This window comes from Pirellula sp. SH-Sr6A (assembly GCF_001610875.1).
In the GTDB taxonomy this organism is placed as follows: domain Bacteria; phylum Planctomycetota; class Planctomycetia; order Pirellulales; family Pirellulaceae; genus JBKCUI01.
The window spans coordinates 2773983-2785849 of record NZ_CP011272.1; the positions used below are offsets into that span (position 1 = coordinate 2773983).

At 55.2% G+C, this 11867-nt stretch carries 8 protein-coding genes; 3 read left to right on the plus strand and 5 right to left on the minus strand.

Going from position 1 to position 11867, the window contains the following annotated elements:
- Window positions 1-80: 80 nt before the first annotated feature.
- From VN12_RS10880 to VN12_RS10895, 4 genes are all read right to left on the minus strand, one after another.
- A complete protein-coding gene (locus tag VN12_RS10880) occupies window positions 81-773 on the minus strand; it encodes an AIM24 family protein (RefSeq protein WP_146676823.1) in 693 nt (230 codons plus the stop codon).
- A 65-nt stretch (window positions 774-838) separates the two neighbouring features.
- On the minus strand, window positions 839-1291 hold the full coding sequence (locus tag VN12_RS10885; RefSeq protein ID WP_146676824.1) for an ExbD/TolR family protein: 453 nt from the start codon (window positions 1289-1291) through the stop codon (window positions 839-841).
- Window positions 1288-1710, minus strand: a complete 423-nt coding sequence (locus tag VN12_RS10890; RefSeq protein WP_146676825.1) for an ExbD/TolR family protein — start codon at window positions 1708-1710, stop codon at window positions 1288-1290. Before VN12_RS10890 ends, VN12_RS10885 begins: the two co-directional genes overlap by 4 nt.
- A 2-nt stretch (window positions 1711-1712) precedes the next feature.
- Window positions 1713-2909 (minus strand): LptF/LptG family permease, encoded by a 1197-nt coding sequence (locus VN12_RS10895; protein WP_146676826.1) that lies wholly within the window; start codon window positions 2907-2909, stop codon window positions 1713-1715.
- 895 nt (window positions 2910-3804) lie between these two features.
- Here VN12_RS10895 and VN12_RS10900 point away from each other — a divergent pair.
- The 3 genes from VN12_RS10900 to VN12_RS26635 all read left to right on the plus strand — a co-directional run bounded on the left by VN12_RS10900 (window position 3805) and on the right by VN12_RS26635 (window position 10144).
- Window positions 3805-7035 (plus strand): flagellin, encoded by a 3231-nt coding sequence (locus tag VN12_RS10900; protein WP_146676827.1) that lies wholly within the window; start codon window positions 3805-3807, stop codon window positions 7033-7035.
- 178 nt (window positions 7036-7213) lie between these two features.
- Window positions 7214-9922, plus strand: coding sequence for a flagellar filament capping protein FliD (gene fliD / locus VN12_RS10905; protein ID WP_146676828.1), 2709 nt, complete (start codon window positions 7214-7216; stop codon window positions 9920-9922).
- A gap of 87 nt (window positions 9923-10009) precedes the next feature.
- Complete coding sequence (locus tag VN12_RS26635) at window positions 10010-10144, plus strand: hypothetical protein (protein ID WP_256388130.1); 135 nt, start codon at window positions 10010-10012, stop codon at window positions 10142-10144.
- Between the two features lie 34 nt (window positions 10145-10178).
- Here the strand turns inward: VN12_RS26635 and VN12_RS10910 are convergent, their stop codons facing one another.
- Window positions 10179-11858, minus strand: coding sequence for an amidase (locus tag VN12_RS10910; RefSeq protein ID WP_146676830.1), 1680 nt, complete (start codon window positions 11856-11858; stop codon window positions 10179-10181).
- Between the last annotated feature and the right edge of the window lie 9 nt (window positions 11859-11867).

The following is an 11867-nucleotide window of genomic DNA, read 5'->3' on the forward strand; positions in this document are numbered from 1 at the left end:
TTGCAGATCGTTACAGTGTTATATTCCGGTCGACCCGTTCGACCGGAATAACTTAACGCTTGCTGTTAAACTGTAACGCCTCAGCCCCCGTGCTGCATGTAGATTTCTTCGTAAGGTTGCACCACGACGAAGCCATCGCCCAGGAACTTCATTTGCAGACTCTCGCCGCTTCCACGCCCCAGGAATGTTTTCAATGTAATGTCGGTTTTGAATTCGGGAGTCAGATTTCCACTCCAAGCGATCGTCGCATTCGGATCAGTAAAGACGGGGAGATCTGGAGTCACACGAAGTGTCAGTGGATCGTAATGCGAAGTGATGGCGAGCATGCCGGTGCCACTGAAGCGTGCGTTGAACAACCCACCGCTGAGCATGGCAGCGACCTTGCGTAACATCTTGATGTCGAATTGAAGGGACGTTTCGAACGCAAGCACGTCGTTGGCATTCACGAAGATCGACTCTCCCTCTAGGTTGAGAATCGTGATCTTCTTTCCCGTGTCTGCCAAATAAACAACTCCGCGCCCCGAAGCCTTCGTCAATCGGGTTCCTTCACCGCTCACCATCTTTTTGAGCAAGTTCCCCATTCCTTGTTGAAGAATCCCTTCGCGCTCAAACTTGACATTTCCAACATATGCAATCATCGAACCCGTTTTGGTCCAAATATCGCCGTTCAGGTTGACCTCCAAAACGCGATCCCGCTCTAACTCAAATAACCCTTGTCCACGATCTTTTTGAGTGGAGGTTTCGAGAAACTCACGCAGTCCGAATCGAGCCATAACCCATTCACTCCTCAAGTGAAAGAAACGCGATGAAATCGCGCGGGTCGCTCAGCCAGCCCGCACTATCGCGCAACGAGAAATACCGAGACCGAGCCATTTTGGCGAACCATATCATACACACGTATCGCTTCGCCTGCGGGAACCGAATTGTCGGGATCGATGATCACCGGAACGTCCTGTCGAATCCGTAGAATCGTCTGGAGACGCTGAACGAGCTCTTCAAACCCTGCGACAGCATTCGATTGCAAGGTGTAGCGAACAACATTGTTGGCCGTAGAAAGCTTGATCACGATGTCATTGAAATCGGCCACCTCAGACTCGGTGGGTTGAGGAGCTGCTCCATTGGGAGCAGCTTCAGGTTGGCTGGCGGAAGCCGCAGGAAGTTGCTTCTCTAGCTTTTGAAACGAGGCCGTCGTCAAGAAAAAAATGAGCAATAGAAAAACGACGTCGATCATGGGCGTCATGACGCTATCGACCGATGTGGACCGAGATCCGGAGCTGTACACGCTCTTCATTTCGAATCCTCTTCGTAGACGGCGAAGACAATATCGCTGTTACCGGTCAGCGCGCACATCCGAAGCAGGCCCGCGATCGCCTCGTATCGAGAAGTCCGGTCAGTGCGAATGCGTACGCGGATAGAGACATTCTCCGACTGGTTTCGCTGCGCGATGAGTCGGCGGATGGGATCGAGCGCCATCGGCTGGTTTCCGACTTGATACGAGCCGTCGGCCAACACCTGCACCGTCAACGTCGGCTTGGCCAAATCGTCGGTTTGACCGGACGCTGCGAGGGGAAGCGATAGTTTCAGAAAATTCTCTTGCTTGGCCAAATGACTGCTCACCAAGAAAAATATGATGAGCAGAAAGGTGACATCGATCATCGGAGTCATGTTGATGGCAACTTGACTCGTCCCCCGGTAGTTGGGTATTCGCATGGCTAGGCTCGAATGACTTTGCGCATCAGCCACGTCCCGATGGCTGCTAGCACTATGTTACCCAACCAAAGGGCGACTGCGGGCCAAGTCCCCTTTTTGGACATCTCGAGCGCCAATCCGAATACGGGGTAGTACACCAAAAGGACGGGGATAAAACAGAGACCGAAACTCCACCAATAGTCAGCGCTCTTAATGAGAATGGCCATCGGCACTCCCATCCACACAAACGCAAGGCAGCTGAACCCCAATGCCCATCGTCGCATCGGTTCGGTCCGGAACCTTGCCATCCGTGTCTCGGTCTCTTGGACCATGAGCTGGATCTGCGCCGCCATCGGGTCGTTGAAAGCGATGTATCGCCCCGTGCCGAGCGCGAACGAAAAATTCGCGGCGAGCTGCTCGCGCCGCCGTTCGTTGCTCTCGCTGTGCGTTCGAATCTGATCAGGAATCTCAGTCATCGAGAAACTGGTCGGACTCGATGATGTCGCGCTCGCTTTCGAGGCTTTGTTCAGCGGCAACTCGATGGTCTGCGAACCATTCCACTTCATCTGCTTGTCCCGATCGATATCCACAAACGAATCGATGAGTTCGATGGTCAACAAATCTTTATCGAGATTGACCGAGATGCGCGCCTTCTCGGAATGGATCGTGATAAGTTGCGAATTGCTGCCGGAAAACATCCAAATCGTAGGCTTGATTAGCCACTTGTCCTGCACATCCTCGACATGAATGGAAAAGCCCTTCTCGGATGTATAAGAACGCTGCGATCGCAGCGCAGGATACAGAATCTCTTCGATGCTTCGGAGGACGACTTGCTGCATTCCCGGCCTCGCCCATGAGACGGCTTGATCATTGAGCCAGACCGAAGGCAGGCTCAGCAACAGCCCCAAAAACCAAGCCGGCCGGAAAACCCGCATCGGCGATATTCCCGCGCTCTTGAGGGCGATGATCTCGTTGTCGGCAGAGATGCGACCGTACACGCAGCAAACGGCGAATAGAAGGGTCGCCGGAACCGAGTACTGCAACGCGATCAGCGAAATGTACGGAAAAAGCTTCAAGATCGTGAGCGTATTGACCCCCTCAGCGACCAGTTGCTGCCCCACAAAGATCAACGAGATCACCAGGGTCATGGAGATCAGCATCAGGAGAAACATCTTGAGCACGTCACCAAGGACGTACCGCGTGAACTTGCCGGGGATCATGCCGCAAGTCTAGCGAAAGGCCCGGCTCAAAGTGACCCCAGTTTCGAGCCCAAACCTCGACCCAACCAACGAAAAAAAACACCGCACTCAACCCAGAACCAGCCGAAGGTCCTCTCCCTCCTCCAGCAAACTCCGAATCTCATGCGGTGTTATTTTTTCATCTAGGGGACGCTGCCTCGCACACACACGTTCGACTTCGTCCCGTCATGGAACCTGTAGTTTGCATTCCGCGTGCCAGCAGACCTACCCAGCCTCCCATCGAACGAGCTAGCAATCAGTTACCAACCACACAAAGGTAACTTATCTTCCGCTAAAGGCTAATTCAGGCCTTGCGGCGACCTCAGAAAAAAATTTGCTAATGGTACGAGGGACTCGCTTCCGATTCCTGGCACCGGGAGGATGCGAACTCGACAGGCAGAGAACTTGCACAGAACACGTCAAACTGCCTGTTTTTTGTGCAACGCGATGCAGCGTCTGGGGGGCGGTTACCCAGAGTTTGAGGGGGGGGCCATTCGAACAGGATGAAATTCAGGATTTCAACTTGGAAAGCTGCGATGCCTGGAAAAAGTCTTCGTCCTGTAACGATTGCATCAATCAGGCCCACCATGAGGGGGGTTGTTGGTGAATAAATCTAGCTTTTTCGAGAGCTTCTTAATCTACAGCGCACGGGTTCCGATGCTAGTTTTGCGAGTCCGTGAGAAGTGCAGGTGCTCCACGTCTGCCCACTTCGCTGCCGCTAGTGATCCCTCGCGATGGTTCAGGGAGAGAAAGTAGGCAACCGGAAGGAAAGGATTTCCATCGTTTCGTTTCAATGCCTGCCAAGGCGACTCCAACTTTTCAAACCCAACGAATCATCGTGGGTGCCATTACCAATCCAATCGGGAGATATACATAGATGTCACGTATCAACACGAATGTTAGTTCGTTAAACGCTCAAAACCGCTTGAACCGAACCAACGGGGACTTGCAGACCGCTCTGACCCGATTGAGCACCGGTCTCCGTATCAACACCGGGAAAGACGATCCAGCAGGTTTGATTGCCAGTGAAGCGTTGCGAAGCGACATTACCAGCATCAACAAAGCTCTCTCGAACACCCAGCGCGCCAACCAAATCATCGGAACGGCGGACTCGGCCCTCGGACAGGTTAGCTCTCTTCTGAACGATATCCGGGGCTTGGTCACCGAAGCCGCCAACAAAGGGGCACTGAGCGACGATGAAATCGCTGCGAACCAGCTCCAAATCGACTCGTCGCTCGAAGCGATCAACCGCATCGCTCAAACGACCACGTTCCAAGGCCGTCGACTTCTCGACGGTTCGCTCGACTTCCAAGTCTCGCAAGGCACCGGATTCAGTTCCGTAAAAGACCTTCAAATCGACTCGGCCAACCTCGGGGCTTCCGGCAGCGTCGGAGTCAACGTCGAGATCAGCGCCGCAGCCACCCGCGCTACGATCACTGCAGACGTTCCCGCAGCCAATGCGTCGGAGAAGGCTCGCAGCACTTTCACCTTCGCTGATTCGACCGTCGGTGCCGAAGCTTCCGGGACGGTCAACATGGCGACTTCCTTCTTCGGTGGCGATGAAGCGACCGGCAACATCGGTTTAGATGCGGCCACCGTTGCCTATGTCGAAGCCAATGGAACCTTGACGCTCGGAAGCGGAGCGGCCCTCAATATCACAGCTCGCGATGGTTCGATCGTCGACGGTGCCATCGGTAACGATGTTCGTATCAACATCACCACCGGCGCTTCGACGACCGGTTCCTACGATGCCGATACCAACACACTGAACCTGCAATTGGCCACGGGCGCAACAGCAGCGACGGCAGTCACCGCCCTCAACAGCGTTTCGGGCATCAACAGCCTCTTCAGCTTCTCCGGCGGTAACGCGACCAACGTCGCTGCAGCCGATGCCGGTATCCGAACCGGAGTTCTCTCCGGCGGTACTTCGATCGTCCCAACGACCTTCGCTCAAGCGTCCGGGGCAGACGTTGCATTCGGAGACGGTACCAACGGCTACACTTTTGACATCGCAGCGGTTGCAGGTGGATCGTTTGACGGAGCTCGCGGCAACGCAACCGATATCACCTTCTCGATCGTGAACTCGGGCGGTACCAGCGCATCGTATAACGCAGCAGGCAATAGCGTCGTCTTGACGATCGACCGATCGCAATCTGACGCGGACATCCAAACCGCAATCAACACCGCTTTGAGTGGACAGTTTGTCTTCTCCGACGTCCAACAAGCCGGTACGCCCGCGAACGTTGCGAGCACAACCGTCGCGAACCCACTCACAGGTGGTACCGACACACCGCTCGCTCTCGGTAGCCGAGCTGGCTTCCAGTTGACCGCTGTAGATGGTGGAGCCGCAGACGGCGCAACCGGGAACAGCACCGACGTTCAATTCATCGAAGCGGCTTCCGGAACCGAAACCACTGCGGTATACGATGCAACGGCTAATCGCTTAAACATCACCGTCGGCCGGGGTGCAACGGTTGCAGATGTGGCTTCTGCCATCAACGCGGAAGGAACCTTCGAAGCAGCCAACGTTCGCTTTGCGGACGCTCGGTTCAACTCCAACGATATCGGTGCTCTCACCGACCCAATGTCGACCGGTACCGACACGGTTGCGGCCTCGTCCTTCAAGCTGACCGCTGTCGATGGCGGCTTGGCGGACGGTGATGTAGGTAACAACACCAGCCTCATCTTCAGCACCGGTACGACGACCGACGTCATCTATGACGAAGCTTCTAACGAACTCCGTGTCACCGTCGGTGAAGGAGCAACGATCCAAAACATCGCTGACGCGATCACGGCGAACGTTGGAAGCGTCTTCACCGTATCCGATGTGGCGAACGGAAGTGCAAAGTTCAATCGTACGCCTGCCAACGCTGACTTGGGAACCAAGACCGGTGTCTTGACCGGCGGATCCACCAGCTCGTCCGGACTCAGCGATCAGCTGATTGTCGAATCGTCGAACCCCGGGGTCGATTTCAATGGCGTCTCGATCACCTTCCAAGAAGATGCGGCAGTCGCTGCCAACGCTCCTACTGCAACCTACACCGCTGGAACGGGCGGAAACCCAGGCTCGATCTTGATCCGCGTCAGCAATGCAGGCAGCACCCAGTTGTCGGCAGTCGCCTCGGCAATCAATAACATCCAAGATTCCAACAACCAGCCACTCTTCGCCGCCTCCCTTAGCCCCACCAGCAATGGTGATGGAGTCTACAAGGGTGCTGTCGAATCGGTGCCTTCCGCAGGGACGATGACCGGCGGGGCACTGGGAGGTGGACTCCAAGCCGACCTGGTCTTCCAATTGACGGGTGGCAACGGAGCGGAAGTTTTCAAGTTCCAAAAAGGTGTCTCGGTCGACAACATCATTCAGTCGATCAATTTGCTCAAGGACTCGACCGGCGTCGAAGCCGTTCTGAACGATGATCAAGACATCGAATTCCGAAGCACCGAGTTCGGCTCGGCCGGTATTGTGGCTGTCGAAGTTCTCAGCGAAGGTGTCGGCGGCACGTTCAAGGATGCTCTACAAGGTGGTCCTCGCGCTGTCGGAACCGATATCCAAGCTACGGTCAACGGTACCGTCGCTTCGGGTAAAGGAAACCAAATTTCGCTAAGCACCTCCACGCTGAGCTTCAGCATGACCGTCGAGGCAGGCTCGAACACCTCGGTGAATTTCAACATCACCGGCGGTGGCGCGATGTTCCAACTCGGACCAGATGTCGTTAGCAACCAACAAGCTCGACTTGGGATCTCGAGCTTGAACACAGCAAAGCTTGGCGGTGTCTCGGGCAAACTGTTTGAACTGGCCAGCAGCGGCAACAGCTCGCTCACCAAGGACGTGACTCGCGCTTCGTCGATCGTCGATCAAGTCATCAACAAGGTGACCACCCTTCGCGGACGACTGGGTGCGTTCCAACGAACCGCTTTGGAAAGCAACACAGTTTCGCTCAACGACACGCTCTCGAACTTGAACGAAGCTCAAAGCACCATTCGCGACGCAGACTTTGCGAAGGAATCCGCGAACTTGACCCGTGCTCAGATCTTGGTTCAGTCCGGAACAAGCGTTCTCGGAATTGCAAACCAAAGCTCGCAGTCGGTTCTCTCGCTCCTCCGATAAACCCGACTTCCTAGCGAAAAAACAATAAGGCGTGCCACAAGCACGCCTTTTTTTATTGCTAGCAAAGATCTCACGGGATCTTTGCCCCCGAACTGTCGATAATCTAACTCCTAAAAGGAATAGTTTCTTACCAATCGAAAACCACCGAGCGCGGCTTTCCGTGGCATAGTAAAGAATCATGGGACGTATCCAATCTAACATCGGCTTGACCTCTGGAATCGATATCGCCAAGACGGTCGACCAGTTGATGACCGTTGCGTCCAAACCGGTGGATCTTCTCAACACGCGCGTCAAAGGCCTTCAGGCTCAGCAAGTAGCCATCACCGAACTAACGGCCCTGGTGGTCGGCATTCAACTCCAATCCGACCGAATCGGTGTTGCATCTAGCATCGCGACCACGACGGCGAACTCGGCCAAGCCGGACGTCGTCACAGCGGCCATTTCCGGTAAAGCAGTGCCGGGGAATTATTCCGTCCAAGTTCTTCAGACGGCTCAAACGGCAACGGCCTCGAGCGCTCCGATTTCCAGCACCTCGGAACTACTGCAAGCGGGCGAATTCGTCGTACGAACCGGTGGCTTCGTCGATGGAAGCATGGATCTCGATGATGTGCGAGGAGGATCAGGCGTTACCCGTGGCTTGATTCGTGTCACGGATCGCAGCGGCACTTCGAAAGAAGTCGATCTCCGATTCGCGGCAACCATGGAAGATGTCGTGAAGGCGATCAACAACTCAGGACTCAAAGTCAGCGCGAAAACAGTTGGGGACCGGCTGACGCTCAATGACTTGAGCGGACAAACCACCTCCAACTTGATCGTGGAAGAAGTGGGCGGAGGCCGTACCGCCGCAGACCTTGGCCTGGGAGGTATCAACGTCAGCACCAATACTGCGACCGGGGACGATCTCGCCTTCCTCGGTGCATCGACTCGTTTAAGTACGCTTCGCGATCAACGTGGCCTCTCGATGCGATTCGGGAGTGAGTTGACGGTAAACCTGAAGGATGGAACATCTCTTTCTGTCGATCTCGACAGCTCCAATCCGCCGCGAACCGTCGGACAACTTCTTGCCAAGGTCAACGCAGCGAACCCTGACAAATTGGAAATGCGGATCCGTGAAAACGGTGATGGATTCGACCTGATCGACAAAACAAGCGGCTCCAACACCTTTGCCGCGTCAGGCCGACTCGCGAGCGAATTGGGCCTCGCAAGCACGACGGACGTCAATGGCGTGATCTCGGGATCGCGCGTCCAAAATACCCTCTCGGGTCCCTTGCTCGGCACGTTGAACGGAGGAAAAGGGATTGGAACTCCCGGAACCGTCGCGATCACCAATCGTGTCGGTGTGACGACGCAAGTCGACTTGTCGGGCAGCGAAGGATTGCGAGATGTGATGGATAAAATCAACCAAAGCAATTCAGGAGTGACCGCTTCACTGAATCGTTCCCGAACCGGAATTGTCTTGCAAGATGTCACCGGCGGCTCTGCCAGCAATCTTATCATCGCAGATGGCGATGCGAATGGAACGGCAACAAAACTGGGGCTCGCGGTCAACGTTGCCAAGAGCAGCGTCGATGGTCAGTCGCTCAAGATGCAATATGTTGGTGAAGCCACCGAGCTGTCTCGATTGAACCAAGGTCGGGGCGTCCGTATCGGCAGCTTTACTATCACTAACGGCTCGGGAGGACAGAAATCGGTCAGCATCACCCCCAATACGAAAACAGTTGGGGACCTGCTGGAGTTGGTCAACGCTAACACGATCGGCGTTCAAGCTCGTCTCAATGACGACGGGGATGGGATTGTCATCGTCGACTCCTCGAATGGATCCGGCAGCCTTACTATCACCGAAAACCAATCGGGTAACACAGCCAAAGACTTAGGAATCCTCGGAACCGGCGTTTCAAAAACCGAACCGAATCGTCGCGAAATCAACGGCAGTCAAACCTTTCGCCTGCAGGTAGGCGCATCCGACACCGTCTCCGATGTTGTGAAGAAGATCAATGATGCAGGTGGCCCCATCACCGCCTCGCTCCTCACATCCGGTCCTTCGACCGTTCGAGTACTCCTCACATCGCGTGCCACGGGCGAGGCCGGCCGCATGGTTGCCGATGGAGATGCAATCGGCCTGAACATCAACGCCTCCGGAGCCGCCCGCGATGCCTTGATCTCGGTCGGCGGCGCGTCGGACACAGGTGGGACACTGATCCGCTCTTCCACCAACACCATCAACAACGCAGTGGAGGGCGTCTCGTTGACGCTCAAAGGAACCTCCACGAGCCCTGTCGATATTTCTGTTACCCAGAACAACTCCACCCTCGAACGCAACTTGCAGTTGTTCGTCGATCAGTTCAACAAAGTCCGCGACAAAATCGACAAGGAAACCGAATTCAACACCGACACCGGAACCACAGGGATGCTGATCGGCAGCTCCGAGGTCCTCCGCGCAGAACAAACCCTTACTCGACTTATCACCCAGCGAACCTTTGGTTCAGGACGAGTTCAATCGCTCGAGCAACTCGGCCTTAGCTTGAACGATAAAGGCAAACTCGAATTCGATAAAGAGAAGCTCACCAAAGCCATCGCCGCGAACCCCGAAGATGTCACCAGCTTTCTCACAAAAGAGACGACCGGCTTCGGAGCCCGCGCCAAAAAGGCTCTCGACGCAATCGTGGGCATCAACAACAGCACCTTGGTCCTTCGGAATCAATCTCTCCAGCGCCAGATAGAATCGACGAACAAACGGATCGAAACACAGAACGCACGATTGGGCCGAGAACGTGAAAGACTTCTCAATCAGTTCTACAAACTGGAAGAGACCCTAAGCAAGATCCGTAACAACAGCAATGCCATGACAGACATCAACTCTGTTCTCGCTCGATTCCAAGATTTGTAATTCGTCCTCCTCTGAAAACAGCAGAGGCCGCTCATCGAAACGAGCGGCCTCTGCAATCTAGGAGTGGGAGGTAAGCATGGTTGCAAGATGCTTACCGAAACCGCAGATACCACAGCAGCATTGCTCAAAGCCCCAAAGAACAATGCACTGGCTGGTACACCGCAGCGGAATCCCACCCACAGGTTTGTCGTGCTCATGCTGAGCGGACAATTACAAACCTAGGTCACGTTTGGAACGAAGGCAAATCTCTGCAAATTTATTTTCCGAAAACAACAAAAGGCTTAGCCTCTTGAATTGCAGCTCCCGCAGACAATAAGACTCCCTCGGAAAACATACGCCCAGTCAAGGCGACGGTACGAGGCTTTCGCTCGCTCTCTTCTTCACCAAAGCTGACCACTAACGTGGGATGCCCCGTCAAATTCATCCTGGAAAGATCCCCATCGCCGATTAGCAAATCGACCTTGCGCAACTCGCTCTCCGTTTCGCGGATCATTGCGACTCGCCAGCGCATTCCATGCAGATAGTCGACGGCCCGCACCCACTGCGCTTCGCGAAAGGAGGGCCCCCACTTCCCTAACTCACTGTCCTCTTTGGCGTCCCGAAAGAGCATCTCGTGCACCGAAGCTGCCTCGGTACCCAACGCATCGGACATGATTCGAATCGGTGCGTCGGGGAACTGGAGCTCCACGATTTCGGCCCCCTGCCCCTCGAACCAACTTCGACTCTCGCGTTCCGAGGCATTCATTCGGCTCGTCACTCCCACACGAAGGCCCTGGAGCGTAAGCTCGGAGCGGCCCGTCCAAGGAAGCTCAACCACCGTCGGATCCAACCCGTCCGGTCCCAAAATGGCCGCGAAAATCGCTTCGCAATCCTCGACACGATTGGCGATTGGTCCAACCTTATCCATCGTCCATGACAAAGTCATGCACCCTGCTCGACTTACCCGTCCAAAGGTCGGACGCAATCCTGACGTTCCGCATACGCGTGTCGGCGAAACAATGCTTCCCAAAGTCTCGGTCCCGATCGCAAACGGACAAAGTCGCGCCGCAACGGCCGAGGCGCTTCCTGCCGATGACCCCGAACTTCCTTGCTCGGGATTCCAAGGATTCTTGGTTTGGCCACCATGCCACACATCTCCCCACGCGAGCGTTCCCACCGAGAGCTTAGCCAACAAAACCGCACCCGCCTCTTGAAGCCTACGAGCAACGGTCGCGGTCTCCTGCCACTCGCGATCTTCATAACGCCCCACTCCCCAACTGCAAGGCAACCCGCGCACCGCGATTATATCCTTGGCACCCCACGGAATCCCATGGAGCAACCCTCGATCCGTTCCACTCGCTAACTCCTTGTCTCGTTCCTTCGCCGTTTCGATCGCTGCCTCATTCATGCGTACAACGCACAACAATTTCTCGTTCGCATCTTTCAATCTCTGGAAATAAAACTCGGTCAAATCCTCACTGGTAAACCACTTCTGTCGCAGTCCATACGCTAGATGCTTAATCGACCACTCGAGCACATCCTCGATTCGATTGTCCCAAACCAATCCCGTCGATTTCGGAACAACTGGAAGCACAGAAGCATCCAGCCCGCGATCTTGCTGAAACGGAAACAGATTGCCCTTCTCATCGGCAGGCAAAAAGAAAGAGGGGCGGTACGCGAGGGGCATCGGTACATTCTCGCTGGGCAATCGTTGTCGATATGCTTTCCAGCCCGCCAATTTCCGATTCAAACTCTTTGCCACCTCTTCGCACTGTTCGTCGGTCCAACGGACATCGGCGATCCAGCACGCTTCGGATATCTGCCTACCCGTGATCTCGGTCGCTTCCGGTGTTTGCGCTGCGATAGCTCGTCCGAGAACGGGCGAGATCGACATGCTGCCACAAATCCCACTCCCCAACGCGGCCAATACGGCTTGCCGTCGCGTTACCAATCCCATGATCCTCTC

Bases quoted from the DNA above. Each gene is read 5' to 3' on its own strand.
- VN12_RS10880 (WP_146676823.1), bottom strand. From the start codon at position 773: ATGGCTCGATTCGGACTGCGTGAGTTTCTCGAAACCTCCACTCAAAAA.
- VN12_RS10885 (WP_146676824.1), bottom strand. From the start codon at position 1,291: ATGAAGAGCGTGTACAGCTCCGGATCTCGGTCCACATCGGTCGATAGC.
- VN12_RS10890 (WP_146676825.1), bottom strand. From the start codon at position 1,710: ATGCGAATACCCAACTACCGGGGGACGAGTCAAGTTGCCATCAACATG.
- VN12_RS10895 (WP_146676826.1), bottom strand. From the start codon at position 2,909: ATGATCCCCGGCAAGTTCACGCGGTACGTCCTTGGTGACGTGCTCAAG.
- VN12_RS10900 (WP_146676827.1), top strand. From the start codon at position 3,805: ATGTCACGTATCAACACGAATGTTAGTTCGTTAAACGCTCAAAACCGC.
- fliD (WP_146676828.1), top strand. From the start codon at position 7,214: ATGGGACGTATCCAATCTAACATCGGCTTGACCTCTGGAATCGATATC.
- VN12_RS26635 (WP_256388130.1), top strand. From the start codon at position 10,010: ATGCTTACCGAAACCGCAGATACCACAGCAGCATTGCTCAAAGCCCCA.
- VN12_RS10910 (WP_146676830.1), bottom strand. From the start codon at position 11,858: ATGGGATTGGTAACGCGACGGCAAGCCGTATTGGCCGCGTTGGGGAGT.